Genomic DNA, 18,790 nt, shown 5'->3' with positions numbered 1-18,790 from the left:
CTTATGCAGCAATGGCTTCACCTATTGATGGGTAAATGTGCCTTTCTCATTACGAAGCTTAGATAATTGCTTTTGGTTATAAGCAATAATATTCTTTACCTTATAATGGCTTGTCATCTTTCCTGAACTATGCAGTGCTCGCACGGTATATACATAACCCATATCAGTTTTGTAATTATATAATGGTTCGATAAATGTAGCGCCTTTTTCTGTTAATAATCCTTCTTCTTTGGCGCTTCTTGTTTCTCTGATAGTTCCAAGACGCCATTTATACAATAAAATATCTTCTACTTTATCACTTGTTAAAACAACAAATGCTCGATCTCCATTAGGGAGCCTTTCTTGGTAATAATCAAGAGCAACTTGTGATTTGCTCATTCCGGCATCTACAAATGCGTAACCAGTCATATTATTATTATTATTTGTTCCAAAAAATAACGTAAATACGCCAACCGCAGCAACTACAGCTAATATTACCCAATTATATTTATGTTCCATGTATCTCACCTAACTTTTATCTAATTCCCATCGGTCTAATACTGTTCCAAAATACACTTTTTTCTTTGATGAAGAACCATATTTAAACTCAGTAAATTCAGGGCGATCATCATCAACATCTTCTTCTTTTCCTACATTACCGTAACTGTCTATTACGGTAATAGTGTGTCTTTTGTTTGCGTCAGACGTTGAAATTTCAGGGAAACTTGCTTTACAGTCATATCTTACTTGGTTCCAATTTTTTTCATTTTTTTTTCCAACTCTGCCGTATGATCCTTCTTTGCTAACTGTACAACTTAATGTTCCTACCTCTTTTGCGCTTTCTTCAGAGGTAACTTTTGTGCTGACACCATATGTTTTGTGAATTACATCAGTCACCGGCTCTTTAGCTGATGCAATGGCAACTTCTATTCTTGTTGACCAATCCTCATTATTATTAATAAAATATCTCTTAACTGCATACGTATCACGATTGCCACTTAATGGAGAAATTACATTACCGGTAATAACATTTGTTGAAGTTTCTGCGTCTTTAATTGCTGGTGATTCTTTCTGCATTAAAACTATATAAAAAATAGCAACAATAGCGACAATTGCTACTAAATAGATGTAAACTGAGAAATGTGAATTGTTCTTGGGCGTATTCTTTTTAGCCATACTAGTACCACCTCTTAATCATTTCATGTAGCTACTAGTATATAAATGTTTATACTCGACGTACGTAATAAGTCTTTTATGGTTTTATTAAAAATTACTATTTTTAATCCCTGAGATCCTTCGGATTCAGGTAGCGCCAGTTCAGCTTTTGAAGTGTGTTTCAATTGGATTTTTCTTATAAATCAAGGAGTCATAATTTGGCTTGCGTCTGGGATTATAAGACTTGCCTATCGGCAAGGAACCCCGAAAAATCCTCACAGCAAATATAAGAACAGCTTCACAAAAGTAGGTGCTAAAACCCCAGACTTATTACGTACTACTCGACTGATAAAGAAACTCTAAGTTTCTTTATCATATATGGTCCTTCTTTTCTATAACCTAATTTTCGATAGTATTCTCTTGTTCCTAATGCTGCGATTATTACTATTTTATCTTTTCCCTGTTTCTTTGCAATAGTTTCCGCATTTTTCAATAGTTTTTTTCCTAAACCTTTATGCTGTGCAATACTTGTTATGGATAACGATTCTTTTTTTCCAATCATTACTGCAGATCCATACACATGAAGCTCTCTGATTAAAGCACTTGTTTTAGTAATCTCCTTTCTTAATATTCTGCTCGGGAATCGCATTCTGATAAATCCGAGCAGAATATCTTGTTCTTTATCTTCATATGAAATAAAGAATTCTTTTCCTTTGCTTGCTTCATATTCTTCAATAATACATGCTATCTTTTCAGGTTTTTTTCCTGTTTTTTTATAAACGTGGCCAACTTCTCTGCATCTTATACATTTGCAGTGATGATTAAACTGGTCTACATACTGACGTAAATTGGTTTTATCAATTCCTGCTTCGTTCATTTTAGAAGGAATGTCACGGTTAACTCTCATTATTCTGCAATAACGGCCGACAAAAGGCTTGAATGCTGCAATCATTTTAGCAGCTTCTTCAGTACTGTATGGTTTATAGTTTCCTTTAACATACTCTTCATACAATGGTGTTCCTTTGAACACCATACATGGATATATCTTTAACATATCAGGTTTGTAATCAGGATTAGAAAATAACTGTTTCATACCTTCAAGATCTTCCTTTTTGTCTTTAATACCAGGCAATCCTAACATATAATGAAGGTTTATTTTAAATCCGAGATCTTTCAGATCTCGGATTGCTTCTATATTATCTTGCGTTGTATTACCCCTTTTTACCATGATCAAAGGTTTTTCATACACTGACTGTATTCCTATTTCAACTCTTGTGCAGCCAAGCTCAAGAATGTAATTTGCATAATCTTTTTTCAAATAATCGGATCGTGATTCCAAAGTTAATCCAACACATTTTATATTTGCTTTTTCATTACGCTGCTGTTCTTTATCTAACGCGCTGTCTCCTTTTATTTTAAGCAATTTTTCTTTAATTTTTGCTGCACGCTCATGGTCTTCAATATCTCCAGGCAGCTCGAAAAATTCCTTGAATTTTTCGATATTGAATCTTTTTTCAATAAAAAAAAGATCAGAAAAATCATTCATTGCTTTTAAAGCGTATTTGATAAACTTTTCCTGATACACTTTGCTGTAACTGGTAAATGTGCCACCCATAATAATTAATTCAATTTTATCAAAGCTATGCCCCAGCAAAACATATTGCTGAATACGATTAAACACTTGTAAATAAGGATCATAGTCATTTCTGATTCCTCTCATCGTGCTTGGCTCATGGCCTGTATATGATTTAGGAACTGTCCCAAACTGCGAGTTTGGACCTCCAGGGCAGAAGGTGCATTGCGCTTGCGGAGGGCAGGCATATGGCGCAGACATAATTGCTACGTTTGCAACCCCAGAAATAGAACGTGTTGGTTTTAATTGCAATGCTTTTAATTTCTCGCGCTCAGTTTTTTTAGCTCTTAATAAAATTTCAATATTTGTTGGAATATATCCTAATTTATATTTTTTTGAAAGTTCACGCTTTATTTTGTTTAAGTTTTCTGGTTCTAATTTTTTATTTTTTACTGCTTCAATTATCTCTCGATAAAAATCTGTTTCCATAACATAGAGAACTTTTTAATTGTTTATAAATATTTATTCTTTAATTTTAAATTCCAAATGTTAAGAATGCATATTTTGTAATTCCATTGAGAATAAACTGAATTCCTATGGTGACAATAATAATTCCCATGATTTTTTCTACAGTTTTTGCCCCAGTTTTTCCTAGAAATTTATCAATCCGATCAGCGTTTCCAATACAAAGGTATATTAAAATTCCTAATACTACAATAACCATACCTAATAATGCCCGTTCTGTAGTTGTTGTTATCTTTGAGCTTATCAATATGGTTGTAGCTATGGCGCCAGGACCAGAAAGCAACGGCACTGCCAGTGGCATCACTGAAACATCATCTTTTTTCAATGCTTCTGCATGCACTTCAGGATGCAATCTTTTATGAAATTCATGAGGATTGAGCATCCTAAACCCAATCAAGCAAATACAAATCCCTCCACCAATATAGAGCGCTTCCAGGCTCACACTAAAAAATCTGAAGACGGCATTGCCTGCTAAACTAAAAATGATTAAAACAACACTTGCTATTATTGCAGCTCTTTTTGCAACTTCTTTTCTTTCTTGATGCGTATAATTTTTCATAAAACCTAAACTAATAATAGCAGCAGATATAGGATTAACTATAGAGAACAACGAAGTAAACCAGAAGATCAACACCGCAAACTCGATTTCAGGCATTTTTAGCTCCTTATTGTTGCTTCATTTCTTTTCTTTTTTTCATGTATTCAACCCATTGATCGTAAATCTCGTCATTGGTCTTTTTTTTGCTATCTTCCATGTAACCACCTCTTTTTGAATGATTATAACTTTTTTTCTTCTGGCCTTTTTTTTATTTCATTGAGGAAGTATTCCAAACAATCATGGGCGCAGAAAGATACCTTCTTCTTAAAATCTTCAGGACCGAACAACAGGGTGAAACTACCATCAAGTTCTAGTAAATCTTCTCCGCAGGTGTTGCAAAATCCACGCTTTTTATCTTCTAATTGCTTTAATTTGCTGTCAACCATTTTTTTTAATGCAACAGAGCCATTATACAAATCTGTTTTTAGTTTGTAAAGTTCTTCTTCATCAATAACTTCTATGAAATCTTCGGCAGTTAGTTTCATATCGTTAACCTCTTTTTTGATCTTTAATTTTATACTATGGTAATTGTCTGATTTAATTCCGGTGTGTACACCTTCATCTTCTTGCTGAATTCTTTTTTGATGCTTTCCATAGCTTCTTCATCACCATGGTTTAGGATGAGATGCTTTGGTTGTATGTCATTAATCAATGCTACTAATTCTTTTCTTCCACAATGCGCTGAAAAATCAAATTTTTCAATATGGCATTTTACATTTAACATCATCCCATCAACAAAGGCTTTTTGCTCTTCCATCAATAATCTTCCGTTGCTACCTTCAGCTTGATATCCTGTAAGAAAAATGCCTGTTTTCTCATCATGATATAATAATTTAATGTAATCCAATACTGGTCCGCCAACGCACATACCAGAGGTTGTTACTACAATGCATTGTTCTTTTACTACTTCTGCTCTTTGTCGAGAGCTTTTTATGGTTTTTATTGCCTCTGATGCTTTTCGCAATGCATGGCCATTCCTAAGATACTCAGGCTGCTGCAATACTATCTTTGTCACTTTTTTTGCCATACCATCTACATATATAGGAACATTGATTTTTCTTTTGCCGAGCATTAAGATCACTTCTTGTGCTCTGCCAACAGAAAAGCAGGGGATAAGCACTTTTCCTTTTTGTTTTAGTGTTGCTTCAATACCATTAAGAAAATTATTTTCACTTTCATTTCTGTCAGGATGTTCTCTATCTCCATAGGTTGTTTCACAAATCATCACTTCAATATCCTGAAGCTGATATCTTAATCCCTCCATCAAATTAGTGGTTGATGTATTAATATCTCCCGTGTATAATATTTTTTTATCGTTAATGGTTAAAAGCACTGAAGAACTTCCAGGAATATGGCCGGCGTCTAAAAACTCAGCAGTGCCTTTTTCTATGGAAAAAGGGTGATGGAATTTAACTTCATTCATCAAACCCAATACATTGCTGATGTTATCCTCTGAATAAGCAGGCTCTCTTGTTGAAAGCATTTCAATGTGAATAGAATCATGGAGAAGAATTTTTGCAATTTTTTTTGTCATAGAAGTGCAGTAAATATTGCAATTAAGTCCTTTGAAATTAAAATAAGGAAACGCGCCGCAATGATCAAGGTGCCCATGGCTGAGAAAAGCTGCTTTTATTTTGGCTACATTTGGCAGCTGTGGATATTCCTGTCCTTCAGAACTAATTTTGATGCCGCAGTCTAATAAGTAGGTGTCATCTACTAAGATGCAACTTCTTCCTACTTCTCTAGCTGCTCCAAGAAACTGTATTTTCATAGCTGCTTACCTCTTTTTCTGGATGTATTATCATATCTCTTTCATCTTCACTCCAAAAAAGACTTTTATAGCCTTTTTTGGAGAAGAGATAGTACAATGGAGAAAGTTTTATTTCGATTATGGCCACCTCTTTATCATTTTTCTTTTTATTAAGTACTCAAATGCATGGCTTCTATTGGCAAAAAGTTTGTCTTCTATTCTTTTGTCAATCCAATTCAATAAATCGCCTTCAATAGTAACTGTTATACGTTCTTTCATGTTTTGGGTACTACTATTGTTTATTACATACTATTACATATTTTAGTATATTACTACATACTTTGTATGTAGTAGTATATAAAATGATTGATTTTCTTTTGAAAACGAGAACATTTTCCTTGTTATGCATTATTTATAGTTTGAGATATTATCGTAAGATAAATAGTATTATCGTACTATACTATCGTAAACTATATAAATAAGTATGTGGTTTAATATGCTTATGGATGATTTACAACAGATATTTTCATTAATGAATCCTTGGTGGGAGAAAAAGGAGTTTTCTGCAGGTCTTACAAGGGAAAAATACCTTAGTTTGATGAAACAAGAGCTTCAAACAAAACAAATAGTATTTCTCTCAGGTCTGCGAAGAGTAGGAAAAACAACCTTATTAAAGCAGCTTATCCACTATTTGCTTTCGACAACAGAACCTAAGAGAATTTTCTATCTGACTATGGATTTTATTTCTTTTAAAGATAAAACAATACACCAATTGGTTGAAGAATATAGAAAAATGCATAGTATTGGTTTGGAAACACCCATTTATGTTTTTTTAGATGAAGTAACACAATCATCATCTTTTGAGCAGGAATTAAAAAACTTTTATGATCTTGAAAATATTAAATTTTTTGCATCTTCATCATCAGCATCATTGCTTAAATCAAAAAATAATTATCTTGTTGGCAGGTCATTAATCATTGAAGTTCTTCCGTTAGATTTTACTGAATTTCTTCAATTTAAAAATATCAATATACTACCATCAGAACAGTATTTACTTGAAAGCTACTTTGAAGAATATCTCAAAATAGGAGGTATGCCAGAATATGTGCTTACTCAAGATGTAAACTGTTTAAAAAATACTATCGAACAAATACTCTATAAAGATATTATTGCCTATCATAATATTAAAGAAAAAGATATTGTTGAGAAAATGTTTCAATTACTTTGTGAACGAGCTGGCAAAACAATAACCCTGTCTAAGCTTGCGAGAGTGCTTTCAGTAAGTGTTGATACCATACGGAGATTTCTTGAATATTTTAAAGATACTTTTTTGTTTTATTCAATTGATAGGTATGCAAAATCTCTTAATGAAAAAATTCATTCTCCCAAAAAATTGTACATTGCAGATGTAGGTATACGAAATGCTTTTGTTGGATTTAAAGATAAAGGAAGCTTAGTTGAAAATTTAGTATATCTTAAGATTAAACAGTATCCTCTATACTATTATTTTGAAAACAATAAAGAGATTGATTTTATCATACTAATTAAAAAGAAAACAATTGCCATAGAAGTAAAATATAAAAAGAAGATTGAAGAAAAAGAGTTAGAATTCTTTGAAAAGTCCTCATTTTCTAAAAAGATTCTTGTGAAACAGTTTAAAGATATTGAAGATATTAATAATGTAATTATATCTTAATTGTTTGGAGCCATGAGTTTATTTGCCAAAGCAATATATTATCGTCGTAATGCTTCTCAATGAGGTTTTATTTATTGATTTTTACTACGAAAGTCTTTCGATTATTTTGAAGGATTTTCGAAAATGAACTTTGCTAATGAAAATCTTTCTGATTTTTCGAATATCTTTATGTTTTCATCGGAAAATTTGCGGAATTTTGGTAGGTGGTTTAATTAAGGTGTTTGTATCATTAGTTCTTATTAGAAAATTATAAATACTACTTTTACCACCTAGTAGTTAAGGTGGTAATTATGGGGATGAAGACAATTAAAATAAGTGAAGAAAATTATACCTGGCTGGTATCTATGGCAGGGAAATTACAAAAAGAAACAGGTCATTCAGTATCTATAGATTCAGCACTCAAAACATTGAAGGAAAGACCAACTTCTCAAAATATCATGAATTTAGCAGGAAGTTGGAAAATGACTGATAAGGAAGTGAAGGAAATGAAAAATAGTTTAAGAAAGGGATGGAAAAAATGGAAAACATTTGCTTAGATACTGATGTGCTAGTGGATTTTTTGAGAAATAAGTTTTATGCAGTAGATTATATAGACTCCAATAGGCATCATAATCTTTGTACCACTATTGTTAATCTTTTTGAGCTTTATCATGGAGCAAAAATATCTGCAAAACAACAAGAAAACTTAGAAAAAATTAAAATTCTTGAAAAAAATATTACTATCTTGAACTTTTCAGCTTTATCAGTTGAAATTGTTAGTGATTTCTCATCGTTTCTTAAAAAGAAAGGAACAGTTATTGATACTAAAGATCTATTTATTGGTGCACTTGCATTTGAGCATAAATGTACTTTGAAAACAAACAATATTAAGCATTTTAATCAAATTCCTGGTTTAAACATTTGTTAATCCTTGCGTTGAAACTATCTCTTATTTTTACTATAACATAAACGACAATACCAATACCATTGCTGCTGCCAATGCCTTTTTCCAGGTTGGTTTTTCTTTCAGGAATATTATGCTGAGGATGAATACGAAAATGGGCGTAATATTGGCTAAGGTAATGCTTACGCCAACTTTTCCTTTGAACAAAGCAAAATACAATAAAGCCCATTGTGTAATGACAAATAATCCCCTGACAACTATGATTCTGAAATGTGATGGCGTAATTTTACTGAGATCTACTTTGAAAATCATGATTGCAAGCAATCCAATAATTGCTCCTCGCAGCATGTATAATGACAATGGATTTATTGCTTCTAATTTGCTTAGCAATATTTTACTCGGAATTGCGGATAATCCAAACAATAGTGATGCGATTATTGCATATAATATTCCTTTGCTTTCTCCTGTTAATTTAGTTTTCTTTGAAAAATCAAATGAAAAATAAATGATTAAACCTACGATTGCAGTTCCTAATAATAATTGTTTTATGCTTACTGCATCGCCAATTAACATCCAGCCAAAGAAAAAAGCAAACATTGGTGTTATTGACAATAACGGTGTCACTATTGATGCTTCTGCATTTTCAAATGATTTAAAATAAAAATAGTTTGCAATAAGGTCAATAGCTGCAATTGTCAGCAATAAAAATAATGAATAGGGTGTTACTTTAAAATAATAGAATGACGGTGAAAATAGCAATAAGGTTGCCGACATAATTAAGAAATTAATACCTAAAATATCTTTTGTTGAAATGTCTTTCAATAGCGTTCTTGCAAGAATGTTAGCTATTGCTGCGAATAATGATGATAAAATAGCAATAAACGTATAATTCAGGTTTCCAAACTGCGTAATATCAACCATTTTATGCTCCTAACTATCTTTTATCGGCGGAACTAATTCTCCTGCCAAGTTTGTTTCCATTATTTCCTTAATCCGTTCATACGGTGTATTTTTATCAAGAAGCCATTTTAATTTTGTCGTCATTGATTCCATTGACATATCAAATGCCTGCGTAATGCCAGTTTGCAATGCTTTTAATCCAACGTCATTTAATCCAATTCTCGTCACGCCAATAGGACATTGTGTTGTGACAACAATTGGAATCTTTTTTTTATGAGCGCGCTCTAATGCTGGCAGCAACGAGTAAGGTAGATCACCACTGCCATATGCTCGGATTACTAAACCTTTGATATCTGATTCTACTATTTTCATGACATCTTCTGTTCTTATGCCTGGTTCTAAAGTTAAGACAATAATATTTGCGTTGAAGCCAGGCTTTGGTGTAAATGGATGATTATGACGTTTTTTGTGTTCTTGTTTTAGTTCAATGCTTAATCTGATTTCGCCTAAGTCCGGAGCGTTGAATGTTTTGAATGCTTCCAGTTCTGATTCTGAAACTTTTTTTGCTCTGGTGCCGAGAATAACTTTGCTCCCGAAAACAACCATCACTTGCGCAATGTTCATCGTTGCCAATTTTACAGCGTTGACAAAGTTTCTTCGTGCATCACTCTCTAATTGATTGGCTGGAATTTGCGCGCCTGTCAAAACAACAGGTTTTCCTATCCCTTGCAAAGCAAATGATAAAGCGCTTGAGTGTAACCCATGGTATTAGTGCCGTGGGTGATAACAAATCCATCATAATCATTGTATTTTTCTGTAATCTTTTTCACCATAGTATCCCAATGGTGTTCTTTGGTATTGGTGCTATCTATGTTGTCGATGAATTCAACATTCATCTCCACAATTTCTTTTAATTTTGGCTCTAAGTTGAGAATTTCATTTATGCCGCCTGACATGTCTAAAGAACCTGTTTTTGGATCTTTTGCCATCACAATTGTGCCGCCACAGAAAAGAATGCAGATTTTTGGTTTTTTTGTTGTAGTTTCCATTTTCTTCATGAAAAATCTTGTGATTAATTACTATTTAAATTTTCTTGATATTTTCGTTTTATTTGTAATGGGTAATTTCATCCGCATATATATTTCCAACCATTTCTCTTTTAATGGCTGCATTGTCCTTTGTGTATCCCATTACTTTCATCAGCTTTACCGTTGTAGCTGTCGGAGACATATCTCCAATCGGAACTCCGCCTGCTTCTAAAACAGCTTGTCCTACTGCATAGTCGCTTCCACCTGCAGAAATTCCGCTTCCTGCGCATTGCGATGAAACATATACTGGATATCCTTCACTTGCTTTTGCTCTAATAAGCGGGATAAACCATCGTGGCATATTTCCTGGTCCAAAAGATCTCATGACTAATGCTTTGCATTCTGATTCATCAATTGCAGCGTCAACAACTCTTGGACTTAAACCTGGAGTAATCACCACTTCAAGAACACTAGTTTCAAATTCAGGTGCATAAATTAAATCACTTGGAATATAAGTTCCTCTGACTACTGCTCGTTGATCTAACACAACACCATGGCTGCCTAAATGGCCAATGCTTCCATAAATGGGAGAGCCAAATGAAGTTAATATTCTGGAATCATCTACTTTTTCAAGTCTTGTTCCTTTGTATATTTCTCCCGTTATAAGAGCGCAAGATTCAGCTATTTTCGATGTTGCAACAGCTAATGATCCTGTTAAATTCATCAGAACATCTGAACCATCAGCTTGCAAAATCATTTGCGCAGCAGTATGCACCACAGGTATGGCTAAATTTCTTAATGAAAATGCTGTAGCTGCTGAGGTATATTGTAATGTATCGGTTCCATGCAAGACTACTACACCATCAAACTCTTCATAATGCTTATGAACTAAACCTGCTAATGTCTTCCATACTTTTACATTAATCTCTGTGCTATCAACATGTGAAACATGGTATCCTAAAAGATTATATCTATTTTTGATTCCTGCAACAAAATCTGCTGCAGCGCATAATTGTTCAAGGCTTAAATCAGGAACTAATTCTTCTTTTTGAGTTTTTTGATTTACTTTTTTCTTCATTCCCAATGTTCCGCCAGTATATAACAATAATACTCGCGGCTTTTTTGGTTTTCCTGTCCAGTCTAAAGTAATTTTTGGCTCTGGAATTTCTTCTTCAATAAATCTTCGGTAAATTTCATCACATTCAATAAGATAAGCTTTATCTGGTTTCTTTGACATGTTGCTTTCCTCTTATCTCTCTTCAAATTTTCCCGTTGCTTTGTTTTTTCTGTCATTATCTTTCATATACAAACTATCAATCATCATAATGTTTCTGATAATGATGTCAACTTCTGATCTTCCTTTCTTTAAGACTTCAGCGATATGAGTGTCTTTAAAGTGAAGCTCTCCTGTTAATTCGTTGTATTCCTTGTCGAAGGTTCCGCCAGTGACGAGGATTTTGATCGTATTGTTGGTCATTTGTATGCTCCAACCTTTTTAGCCTGTTGCATTTCTGAATTGATCATGATCGTATTTTCTGCCTTGGACATCAAGTAATCTTCCATTGTCAACCCGATATACACCATGGCGAGCTGTAAGAGAAGATGCAATTGCATAGCCTACTTGAATTATTCCTTCTCCATGATGACCAGCAACATCAGGTGTTTTTGAGCCAACAAGAACAATTGTTTTTGGCAACGTAAGTGGATTATCAGCTCTAAGTTTTCGTTCTAAGTAAATCTGTGTTTGTTTTAGGGTGTTTAATCCATGTGTTATAACAACAGACTCTTGAGGACTTTTTGCTATTGCTTTGTACATTGCATCTCTGTCTGCATCAGTTATGTCGTCAGAATTTTTCATGCAAATGGGAACATACTCTACTTTTCCTTCTATTCCTAAATGCTTGACTATTTCTGGAATTTGTGTTTCTCTATTCAGAATCTCTATACACCAGCCAGGTCTTTCTGCTGATGGCCATTTCATATATGCATCAATAGATCCGCCGGTGGTTACAATTAATAGGTCAATAGTTTCTTTAGTCATCTGTATCCCCCATAATCTTATTTACTACTGTGGATAAGGGAAGTGTATTGGTATAAGAATATTGTTCGTTGTGTTTACAACGAATATGAGATAAACTAAGCACCAAGAACAAGTCATTTAATTTATTTATGGGCGCATTTGCTGATTAATAATTGTGAGCATAGGTAAGAAAATAATTCACCATTACTATAAATCTGCTGGATCCATGATTATTAATCCATTGTTTTTCACTGTTTTCTTATCAGAAACAAATAACACTCTTTTTTTTGCGTCTATTTCTTTTAATTTATTATTAATCTCATTAATATTTAATTTAGTACTATCTTTCCACTTAACTTCCAATGCTATTTCCGGTGTTTTAAATTTTAGCAAACAGCCATCAATTTCGAAATCTGCGGATTCCACTATTGTTTCCCTTAACCCTTCTTTTTCAGCAAGCTCTTCCCTGACGGTATCTTCCACTATTCTTGGCATCAATTCATCTATAATGGCGAGCAGTTCCTTTTCATTCATTTTCCTCTCAGAAATATTGTATTTTTCATCACTGTAATAATAAATTCTTGCCAGCGGTGACGTCAGTTTATATACGAATCTCTTCTTGGTAAATAATTCTATTCTTTTTATAATCCCAAATTGCATCAAATTATTAAGATATTGCTGTATTATACTAGGATCATCTTTCATCAATAATCTTTTTGAAAATAAATAGCTTGATAATTCCCCTGAATTTATCTTTCCTATTGCTATTCCCCTAAGAATGCCTTCATAAACTGCTGAAATTTCCCGCTGTTCTTCAATAAAAATCTCTCCCATTAAGGCAGGAATTGTTCTTAAAGAACTCTCGATGATTATTGCTGCTGTTTCCCTCGCTTTTTTTCTCTCATCAAAATAATCTATTGCAATCGGTTCGCGGAGAAGTATTGCAATTTCAAACAGCTCTTTTTTTGGAAGATTATATTTTCCCAATGCTTTTAATATGTCCTGCAAACTAATCAGGCCAATAACTACTTCTGCGAATAATCCAAGCAATGCTGACTTTTCAGAAAGAAGCTTTTTCGAAAGATAAAGCGTAGATGAAATTAGAATTAATTTTCCTTTTTTTTCAGTATAATGCAAAAAATCAAAAAAATCAGTACCTAACCGGTGAAATTCATCAACGGCAACTATTTTGTTATTTGCAAGGCTGCGTTTTACTATCTCAATAAATGTTTCATAAGAAATGGATTCATTGTTTTTAGTCAAAATATTTTTATTGCTTTTTATAAAAAAATATTCATCTGGCTTGAGAAATGTAGAGATGAGATATGTTTTCCCTGTTTTTCTCCTCCCATAAATTAACAGCCATTTCTTTATTTGTGTTATCTTTTTAAGCTCTTGGGGTCTTTCTATAATCAGCATAAGTATAATGAGGGTTATACTTATATATAAATATTGCGATTTAACCTATGATAATTTGATTCGTTGCTATTACAACGAAACTATTAAATAGTACCTTTCTATTCTCAGTATATGCATGAAGATGTATTGATGGAATTGGGATTGAGTCTCAATGAGGCTCGTATCTATGAAGTGCTTATTGATTTAGGTGAAGCTTCGGTTAATACACTGTCAATTAAAACGAAAATTAATCGGAGCAATGTGTATGATGCTATGGAAAGACTCTGCGCTAAAGGATTGGCAACTGAGTTATTTGTCAAAGGGCAGAAGTATTACAAAGGGATTCATCCACGTCGTTTGCTGGAATTGTTGAAAGAAAAAGAAGAGAAAGTGCAGCATTTTCTTCCACATTTTATCAAAAAGTTTGAACAGAACAAGCAGCAAGAAGAGGCTTATTTCTATCGGGGTGTTGAAGCGTATAAGAATTATATGTTTGATATTTTGAAGGAGAAAAAGCCTTATTATTGCATTGGCGGAAAGGGCATGTGGTTTGATCCTCGGCTGAAATATTTTAGAATGAAATTTGATCGTGAACGGCAGAAATCAAATATCACCTTTAGCCATATATTTGATGAAGATATGAAAAAGAATATTAAGGATCCCTTGCAATTCAAAAAGAATGTCTATAAATTCCTGCCAAAGAAATATTGCAGCAAAATGACGATGGAATTCTTTGGCGATTATACTATTATTTATTCTGGTGAAGAGTTTGGAAAACTAAAAGAAGAGCCGACAGTGTTTGTTATTAAAAGCAAGGATATCAGCGAAGGGTTTAAGAAATTGTATCAGTTTATGTGGGATACGTTGTGATATTACATATTTCTTAATTTTTTCAAAAATTTCTTAAAATCTGTTTCAATCAACTCTTCATTGTCATACCTTTTCCAGGCTTCTTCTGTTCTCTTTGCGAAAATGAGATCTTTTTTTTAATGTAGTTTTATGTTTTTTTAGAGTTTTCATTTTAAGTATTTCCAATTATCTTTTCTATTTCATCAATCTTTTCAGGATTCAAACTTATTTGCAATCCGTAATTTGTTGGTTTTGCAAGTATTAAACCTTCTTTAATTAAGAATTCTGTTGTTTGTTTTGCTTGTCCAGTTAAGTGTTTAGGAATTCCAGACATAACATGCTCAAAAGCAGTATGTTTACCTCCTATTATTCTTCTACGATAAAGTTTTCTTAAAATTGTTGATTTTAAGTCCATATTGCTTTTTACATCATGTTCTCTATTTATTCTTTTGTATCTTTATATTAATTTAAAACTACAAAAACTTTATATATAAGCTTCCATTATAATATAATACGATGGAAGAAAAAACATCTTTTAGGCTTATTTTTGGAGATTCACCTACTGCTAAAGTTATTGATTTTCTTATTGATAATCAAGAATTTGACTATAGTTTGACTGATATTGCAAAAGGAGCTGAAATAGCGTGGAGTACTTTGCATGATTTTTGGTCAGAACTTGTTAAGTTAGGCATTGTTAAGCACACAAGAAAAATTGGTCGTGCAGAATTGTACATGCTCAATAAAGATAATGTTCTTGTTAAAAAATTATTAGAAATAGACTTTATTCTTTCGAAAAAGGTGCTTCATTCAGCTCAAGAAATTTCTGTTCAAACTCAATTATAATCTCTGCGCATCAAATACTTCTACTCTTTTCAGTTTTGTTTCAGCATAAAACACTACCTGCATTGGTGTATCTAATCCATACACATTTCTTCCTGCCATTGCTCCGCTTCTAATGCCGCACTCGTGTTTAATATCTCTCAGATAAATAATTGTTCCTGCGCCGTTTGCTGTAAGAGCTTGGTTTAGTTTTGCAGAGATTCCTGAACACATGGGCGCGTTTGCCGGTGAATATAGTTTTCTTTTAAATTGAATTCCATCATCAAATGTTTCAACGCTGCAAACGCCGTTTTCGTCTTCAACCATTGGTGTTTGAAATTTTGATTGTCCTTTTTGATGAGTTTCTAAATCCTGTCGACATTGATAAGCTAAAATACCTTCAAATTGCGTTGCTATTTCGTCTTTGGTTATACCATAACCATCGAGCAATCGCATGTATGCTCTGTCTATCAAAAAGTGTCTTCCAGTACGTTTAGCATCTTTTCTTAATCCCCTTATTGCTTTTCTTGCTTCGCTTGCGCCGAGTTGTTCTGCTAAATACATTTCGTTAACCAAAATATTTAATTTTACGTCTTTGTGGCCTTGCAATTTAAGGTATTTTACTAAGATTGCTCCTTCTTCCAAGGTTAATTGATCTGCGGATGTCGGGAAGAAATTTGGTGCATCGATATGTCCGCAGTCTACGACGATTGATCCGCAATCTTTTGGCAAGGCATCAGCAAGTTCTTTTAATTCAGGTCTGATCATTAATTCTACAAATGGAGGTTTATCATGATAATCATTTCCAGAAAATACTCTTTGCGCTTCTGCTTTTATCCTGTTATATCTTGCTTCAGGCGTTTGTGTTTTTGCTTTTGCATTGGCAATGATAGTTTGCAATCCTCTGAACACTCCCCAATATTTGTCTGCTTTTGCAGGCAGCTCAACTATTCCTTCGGCTGAAAGTTGTTTTATTCTTGCTTGGTATTCATAAGAACTCCATGGTTCTTGCAAGAGGAAAATAGGGAATCCTTTTTGTTGTGCTCGTATTAATGCATCTAATGTAATATTTTCACTAGGCTTTAATTGATATTTGTCTTTTCCTGTTCCGGATAATTCAAATTGCAATTCTTCAACATTTAAAAGTGACCTATTTCCGTTTTGTTCATAGTATTTTAATTCTAAATCTGCTCTTTTAATTGGAGGAACAAGTTTGTATTCAACCGGTTTAACTAATTGATCTTCTGTTTTTACTGTTTCTAAATGTTTACTCCTGTATCTTAGAATTCCTTTTTGATCAAAATAAGCATAAACAGGATCAACTAATCGTGTATTGAAAGGGAGAAAACCTTCTGTTTGAATAAGTACTCCGTCATATCCCTTATTAACATAATATTCTAATTGCTCTCTGTTGCCTGAACTGCCGGGTGTAAATACAATCATGCCTAGATTTACTTCTCTGTTTTGAACAATGCCGGTGTTAGTTGTCATTTTAGTCTCTCGGGGAAAATCTTTCCATTTCACTTTGATAAGGAACAAATATAATCTTTCCTTCTTTTTCTTTTTCAGGCATTTCTGAAAACATTTCTTCTTCCATTTTCAGTCTTTTTTTATCTCCAGGTGTTGGTTTTATTAAGCCCAATTGCAATAATACTCTTTTTATCTGCCATCTATTATTTGCCATAAAATCAAGATATTGAGCATTTGGTTGTATGTTTTCATCAATCATACTTTCTATTCCTGTTCTTAATGTTCTCATATAATTCTGCCTAAATCTGTGATCTGTTTTTATTCTTATGTTATCCAAACCAGAAATAAGGTCTAAACCTAAATCAGGCAAGAAATGTTCGGTAATAAATGTATCAGTAATACATGTTAATCCTGGAAAAAATCTTTTGAATGATTCATGATCATCTATTCTAATTCCTGCTTCGTATAATGTATGCGCTAAATGGGTTGCGAAAACTCTTCCATTACCGTCAGCTATTGGATGAACTATTCTTGTTCCAACTAGTTGTAAAAACGCTTCTGCAAATAATAATTGGTCTAAATCATGAGCTTCTTCTTTTAATCTATCATACGTTGCGCACATTTTAGCATAGACTTTATCAAGTCCAGTTGATAGTCCGCAATAAACAGCAGGATTGTTTATTGTAGTGAATCTTCGTTTTTCAAATGTTTCACGAGCATTTTCTCCATAGACGCAGCTATGACTCCAATATACTGGTTCACTTGTTGAGCCATTAATACTTCTTGTTCCAAAACTTCTTAATTTTCCTCTAAAATCTTCTTCATATTTTACTCGAGTATTGTCTTTACAAATATTAGTTATAGCTTCGCTTACTGCTAATAAACTTGCTTCATTATTCCACCAATCATTACCATATACTTGTTCAATTGCATCTTGTATCTCTTCGCCATCAGGCCTGTCAGTAACTACCAATTCGTATAATTGTTCAGCTCTAATAGGAGCTGGTGGCATTCCTACATCTAAATGCCCTGTAAGAACTTTATGTATATATAATAATCTCTGCTCAGTATTTGGTGCATGTTCTACACCTTTATCTCTATCAGCAAGATAATTTTGCCAGCCTTCTAATTTTTCTTTATCTCCAGAAGGAACTAATTCATAGGTAGAATGTTCGGTCATTTTTCTGCCTCTTTGAGAAATTGTTCTACTGCGCATTCTATGAAATGGGATTTACTCCTATATTTAGCTCCAAGAAGTCTTTTCTGAATATTGTGATGAGTTACTTCATCTAAGGTAATGCATATTTGGCGTTTCATAGTATTGTCTTTTATCTAATCTACTAAAAATATTAGAATATATCCATTACTTATAAATTTGTTTATTTTAACTATTATGTAGTGATAACTATCTCTTGAATAGATCTATCTCCTTGATAGCTAACGCTTTCAAATCACTAGTGATGAATAAGCTTGACTTTTCATAAAGTGCCTCTATGCTTTTTTTTGCTTCATTTTTATCAATCATGTTATTTTTTAATCTTCTCAAGATTATTGCGATAGTGCCATGGCATTGAAATCCTAAGCTATTGCCAACATGTCTTGCTTCTAAATCATCGGTGAAAAAAAACTTTACTTTTTCCTGCTTACAAAGCGCAAGTCCTGTTGCTTCTCCTAAATCTAAATCCCACCCTTCAATAAGATATTTTGCAAAATCTTTGTGGTTTGTCGTCAGATTTTTCTCAGCAACATTTTTTAATTTATTTATTTCTTCTTCTATTCTTTTACATTCCTCTTTAATTTCAGATGTAATAAAAATTTCTTCAAATAAATCAGTAAAATTCAATCTACTAATCTCATGTAAATGAATGTATGGCCCAGCATCAAGAATTGCTTGTTTAATCTTCTCCATATAAGCCCCATTTAATATCTTCCTTGATGGCTGATTCTAATCGCTGTGCCTTCATCTTTTTTACTATTTCTCTAATCGCATCTCTAATTAATTCAGAACGATTTGCATACCATCCTTCATCAATAATTTCATCCATTTCTTGTAATAATCGAGGCGTTATTTTTGTAGGTATAGCTTCCATGTTCTCACCAATAGTTATACTATGGTAATACTATTTAAAGTTTTTCCTATTATTCCT

At 33.1% G+C, this 18,790-nt stretch carries 24 protein-coding genes; 5 read left to right on the top strand and 19 right to left on the bottom strand.

Annotated features, from left to right (window positions below; genetic code table 11):
* Nucleotides 1–21: 21 nt before the first annotated feature.
* The 6 genes from HYY69_02370 to HYY69_02345 all read right to left on the bottom strand — a co-directional run bounded on the left by HYY69_02370 (nucleotide 22) and on the right by HYY69_02345 (nucleotide 5,601).
* Entirely contained in the window at nucleotides 22–498 is a 477-nt protein-coding gene (locus HYY69_02370) for a hypothetical protein (GenBank protein ID MBI3032295.1), read from the bottom strand.
* Between the two features lie 9 nt (nucleotides 499–507).
* Nucleotides 508–1,155, bottom strand: coding sequence for a hypothetical protein (locus HYY69_02365; GenBank protein ID MBI3032294.1), 648 nt, complete (start codon nucleotides 1,153–1,155; stop codon nucleotides 508–510).
* A 316-nt stretch (nucleotides 1,156–1,471) separates the two neighbouring features.
* Entirely contained in the window at nucleotides 1,472–3,196 is a 1,725-nt protein-coding gene (locus HYY69_02360; GenBank protein MBI3032293.1) for a tRNA uridine(34) 5-carboxymethylaminomethyl modification radical SAM/GNAT enzyme Elp3, read from the bottom strand.
* 46 nt (nucleotides 3,197–3,242) lie between these two features.
* Entirely contained in the window at nucleotides 3,243–3,887 is a 645-nt protein-coding gene (locus HYY69_02355) for an NAAT family transporter (protein MBI3032292.1), read from the bottom strand.
* A 122-nt stretch (nucleotides 3,888–4,009) separates the two neighbouring features.
* On the bottom strand, nucleotides 4,010–4,315 hold the full coding sequence (locus tag HYY69_02350; GenBank protein ID MBI3032291.1) for a hypothetical protein: 306 nt from the start codon (nucleotides 4,313–4,315) through the stop codon (nucleotides 4,010–4,012).
* Nucleotides 4,316–4,344: 29 nt separating this feature from the next.
* Nucleotides 4,345–5,601, bottom strand: coding sequence for an MBL fold metallo-hydrolase (locus HYY69_02345; GenBank protein MBI3032290.1), 1,257 nt, complete (start codon nucleotides 5,599–5,601; stop codon nucleotides 4,345–4,347).
* A gap of 481 nt (nucleotides 5,602–6,082) precedes the next feature.
* Here HYY69_02345 and HYY69_02340 point away from each other — a divergent pair, with 481 nt between their 5' ends.
* From HYY69_02340 to HYY69_02330, 3 genes are all read left to right on the top strand, one after another.
* Nucleotides 6,083–7,276: an ATP-binding protein gene (locus HYY69_02340; GenBank protein ID MBI3032289.1), complete on the top strand. Its 1,194-nt coding sequence runs from the start codon at nucleotides 6,083–6,085 to the stop codon at nucleotides 7,274–7,276.
* 290 nt (nucleotides 7,277–7,566) lie between these two features.
* Nucleotides 7,567–7,812, top strand: a complete 246-nt coding sequence (locus HYY69_02335; protein MBI3032288.1) for a hypothetical protein — start codon at nucleotides 7,567–7,569, stop codon at nucleotides 7,810–7,812.
* Nucleotides 7,794–8,183, top strand: coding sequence for a type II toxin-antitoxin system VapC family toxin (locus tag HYY69_02330; GenBank protein ID MBI3032287.1), 390 nt, complete (start codon nucleotides 7,794–7,796; stop codon nucleotides 8,181–8,183). The genes HYY69_02335 and HYY69_02330 overlap by 19 nt, the downstream gene beginning before the upstream one ends.
* A gap of 30 nt (nucleotides 8,184–8,213) precedes the next feature.
* Here the strand turns inward: HYY69_02330 and HYY69_02325 are convergent, their stop codons facing one another.
* The 7 genes from HYY69_02325 to HYY69_02295 form a co-directional block, all read right to left on the bottom strand.
* Nucleotides 8,214–9,080, bottom strand: coding sequence for a DMT family transporter (locus HYY69_02325; GenBank protein ID MBI3032286.1), 867 nt, complete (start codon nucleotides 9,078–9,080; stop codon nucleotides 8,214–8,216).
* 9 nt (nucleotides 9,081–9,089) lie between these two features.
* Nucleotides 9,090–9,791 (bottom strand): asparaginase, encoded by a 702-nt coding sequence (locus HYY69_02320; GenBank protein MBI3032285.1) that lies wholly within the window; start codon nucleotides 9,789–9,791, stop codon nucleotides 9,090–9,092.
* Nucleotides 9,779–10,117: an asparaginase gene (locus HYY69_02315; protein MBI3032284.1), complete on the bottom strand. Its 339-nt coding sequence runs from the start codon at nucleotides 10,115–10,117 to the stop codon at nucleotides 9,779–9,781. Before HYY69_02315 ends, HYY69_02320 begins: the two co-directional genes overlap by 13 nt.
* A gap of 49 nt (nucleotides 10,118–10,166) precedes the next feature.
* Nucleotides 10,167–11,324, bottom strand: coding sequence for an asparaginase (locus tag HYY69_02310; protein ID MBI3032283.1), 1,158 nt, complete (start codon nucleotides 11,322–11,324; stop codon nucleotides 10,167–10,169).
* A gap of 12 nt (nucleotides 11,325–11,336) precedes the next feature.
* Nucleotides 11,337–11,564, bottom strand: a complete 228-nt coding sequence (locus HYY69_02305) for a hypothetical protein (GenBank protein ID MBI3032282.1) — start codon at nucleotides 11,562–11,564, stop codon at nucleotides 11,337–11,339.
* A gap of 18 nt (nucleotides 11,565–11,582) precedes the next feature.
* On the bottom strand, nucleotides 11,583–12,128 hold the full coding sequence (locus HYY69_02300) for an asparaginase (GenBank protein ID MBI3032281.1): 546 nt from the start codon (nucleotides 12,126–12,128) through the stop codon (nucleotides 11,583–11,585).
* Nucleotides 12,129–12,314: 186 nt separating this feature from the next.
* The gene (locus HYY69_02295; protein MBI3032280.1) at nucleotides 12,315–13,526 is read right to left on the bottom strand and encodes an ATP-binding protein; all 1,212 of its coding nucleotides are present in this window, start codon (nucleotides 13,524–13,526) and stop codon (nucleotides 12,315–12,317) included.
* A gap of 111 nt (nucleotides 13,527–13,637) precedes the next feature.
* Between HYY69_02295 and HYY69_02290 the strand changes: the two genes are divergently transcribed.
* Nucleotides 13,638–14,375 (top strand): hypothetical protein, encoded by a 738-nt coding sequence (locus HYY69_02290; protein MBI3032279.1) that lies wholly within the window; start codon nucleotides 13,638–13,640, stop codon nucleotides 14,373–14,375.
* A 151-nt stretch (nucleotides 14,376–14,526) separates the two neighbouring features.
* On the opposite strand, the gene HYY69_02285 is transcribed toward HYY69_02290, so the two are convergent.
* Nucleotides 14,527–14,769: a hypothetical protein gene (locus HYY69_02285; protein MBI3032278.1), complete on the bottom strand. Its 243-nt coding sequence runs from the start codon at nucleotides 14,767–14,769 to the stop codon at nucleotides 14,527–14,529.
* 101 nt (nucleotides 14,770–14,870) lie between these two features.
* Here HYY69_02285 and HYY69_02280 point away from each other — a divergent pair, with 101 nt between their 5' ends.
* Nucleotides 14,871–15,197: a hypothetical protein gene (locus tag HYY69_02280; protein ID MBI3032277.1), complete on the top strand. Its 327-nt coding sequence runs from the start codon at nucleotides 14,871–14,873 to the stop codon at nucleotides 15,195–15,197.
* Here the strand turns inward: HYY69_02280 and HYY69_02275 are convergent.
* The 5 genes from HYY69_02275 to HYY69_02255 form a co-directional block, all read right to left on the bottom strand.
* A complete protein-coding gene (locus HYY69_02275) occupies nucleotides 15,192–16,664 on the bottom strand; it encodes a hypothetical protein (GenBank protein MBI3032276.1) in 1,473 nt (490 codons plus the stop codon). The two genes, HYY69_02280 and HYY69_02275, sit on opposite strands and share 6 nt — an antisense overlap.
* A gap of 1 nt (nucleotide 16,665) precedes the next feature.
* Entirely contained in the window at nucleotides 16,666–17,823 is a 1,158-nt protein-coding gene (locus tag HYY69_02270) for a hypothetical protein (GenBank protein ID MBI3032275.1), read from the bottom strand.
* The gene (locus HYY69_02265; protein ID MBI3032274.1) at nucleotides 17,820–17,960 is read right to left on the bottom strand and encodes a hypothetical protein; all 141 of its coding nucleotides are present in this window, start codon (nucleotides 17,958–17,960) and stop codon (nucleotides 17,820–17,822) included. The genes HYY69_02270 and HYY69_02265 overlap by 4 nt, the downstream gene beginning before the upstream one ends.
* Nucleotides 17,961–18,048: 88 nt before the next feature.
* Complete coding sequence (locus tag HYY69_02260) at nucleotides 18,049–18,552, bottom strand: hypothetical protein (protein MBI3032273.1); 504 nt, start codon at nucleotides 18,550–18,552, stop codon at nucleotides 18,049–18,051.
* Nucleotides 18,539–18,733 (bottom strand): hypothetical protein, encoded by a 195-nt coding sequence (locus HYY69_02255; GenBank protein ID MBI3032272.1) that lies wholly within the window; start codon nucleotides 18,731–18,733, stop codon nucleotides 18,539–18,541. The genes HYY69_02260 and HYY69_02255 overlap by 14 nt, the downstream gene beginning before the upstream one ends.
* Nucleotides 18,734–18,790: the final 57 nt, after the last annotated feature.

This window comes from Candidatus Woesearchaeota archaeon, assembly GCA_016192995.1.
GTDB lineage: Archaea > Nanobdellota > Nanobdellia > Woesearchaeales > DSVV01 > JACPTB01.
The sequence above is the reverse complement of the archived record's forward strand: the minus strand, read 5'-3'. Positions and strand labels throughout refer to the sequence as shown.

What these genes read in the sequence shown, in the direction of transcription:
- HYY69_02370 (MBI3032295.1), bottom strand. Translation starts at nt 498, where the DNA reads ATGGAACATAAATATAATTGGGTAATATTAGCTGTAGTTGCTGCGGTT.
- HYY69_02365 (MBI3032294.1), bottom strand. Translation starts at nt 1,155, where the DNA reads ATGGCTAAAAAGAATACGCCCAAGAACAATTCACATTTCTCAGTTTAC.
- HYY69_02360 (MBI3032293.1), bottom strand. Translation starts at nt 3,196, where the DNA reads ATGGAAACAGATTTTTATCGAGAGATAATTGAAGCAGTAAAAAATAAA.
- HYY69_02355 (MBI3032292.1), bottom strand. Translation starts at nt 3,887, where the DNA reads ATGCCTGAAATCGAGTTTGCGGTGTTGATCTTCTGGTTTACTTCGTTG.
- HYY69_02350 (MBI3032291.1), bottom strand. Translation starts at nt 4,315, where the DNA reads ATGAAACTAACTGCCGAAGATTTCATAGAAGTTATTGATGAAGAAGAA.
- HYY69_02345 (MBI3032290.1), bottom strand. Translation starts at nt 5,601, where the DNA reads ATGAAAATACAGTTTCTTGGAGCAGCTAGAGAAGTAGGAAGAAGTTGC.
- HYY69_02340 (MBI3032289.1), top strand. Translation starts at nt 6,083, where the DNA reads ATGGATGATTTACAACAGATATTTTCATTAATGAATCCTTGGTGGGAG.
- HYY69_02335 (MBI3032288.1), top strand. Translation starts at nt 7,567, where the DNA reads ATGGGGATGAAGACAATTAAAATAAGTGAAGAAAATTATACCTGGCTG.
- HYY69_02330 (MBI3032287.1), top strand. Translation starts at nt 7,794, where the DNA reads ATGGAAAACATTTGCTTAGATACTGATGTGCTAGTGGATTTTTTGAGA.
- HYY69_02325 (MBI3032286.1), bottom strand. Translation starts at nt 9,080, where the DNA reads ATGGTTGATATTACGCAGTTTGGAAACCTGAATTATACGTTTATTGCT.
- HYY69_02315 (MBI3032284.1), bottom strand. Translation starts at nt 10,117, where the DNA reads ATGAAGAAAATGGAAACTACAACAAAAAAACCAAAAATCTGCATTCTT.
- HYY69_02310 (MBI3032283.1), bottom strand. Translation starts at nt 11,324, where the DNA reads ATGTCAAAGAAACCAGATAAAGCTTATCTTATTGAATGTGATGAAATT.
- HYY69_02305 (MBI3032282.1), bottom strand. Translation starts at nt 11,564, where the DNA reads ATGACCAACAATACGATCAAAATCCTCGTCACTGGCGGAACCTTCGAC.
- HYY69_02300 (MBI3032281.1), bottom strand. Translation starts at nt 12,128, where the DNA reads ATGACTAAAGAAACTATTGACCTATTAATTGTAACCACCGGCGGATCT.
- HYY69_02295 (MBI3032280.1), bottom strand. Translation starts at nt 13,526, where the DNA reads ATGCTGATTATAGAAAGACCCCAAGAGCTTAAAAAGATAACACAAATA.
- HYY69_02290 (MBI3032279.1), top strand. Translation starts at nt 13,638, where the DNA reads ATGCATGAAGATGTATTGATGGAATTGGGATTGAGTCTCAATGAGGCT.
- HYY69_02285 (MBI3032278.1), bottom strand. Translation starts at nt 14,769, where the DNA reads ATGGACTTAAAATCAACAATTTTAAGAAAACTTTATCGTAGAAGAATA.
- HYY69_02280 (MBI3032277.1), top strand. Translation starts at nt 14,871, where the DNA reads ATGGAAGAAAAAACATCTTTTAGGCTTATTTTTGGAGATTCACCTACT.
- HYY69_02275 (MBI3032276.1), bottom strand. Translation starts at nt 16,664, where the DNA reads ATGACAACTAACACCGGCATTGTTCAAAACAGAGAAGTAAATCTAGGC.
- HYY69_02270 (MBI3032275.1), bottom strand. Translation starts at nt 17,823, where the DNA reads ATGACCGAACATTCTACCTATGAATTAGTTCCTTCTGGAGATAAAGAA.
- HYY69_02265 (MBI3032274.1), bottom strand. Translation starts at nt 17,960, where the DNA reads ATGAAACGCCAAATATGCATTACCTTAGATGAAGTAACTCATCACAAT.
- HYY69_02260 (MBI3032273.1), bottom strand. Translation starts at nt 18,552, where the DNA reads ATGGAGAAGATTAAACAAGCAATTCTTGATGCTGGGCCATACATTCAT.
- HYY69_02255 (MBI3032272.1), bottom strand. Translation starts at nt 18,733, where the DNA reads ATGGAAGCTATACCTACAAAAATAACGCCTCGATTATTACAAGAAATG.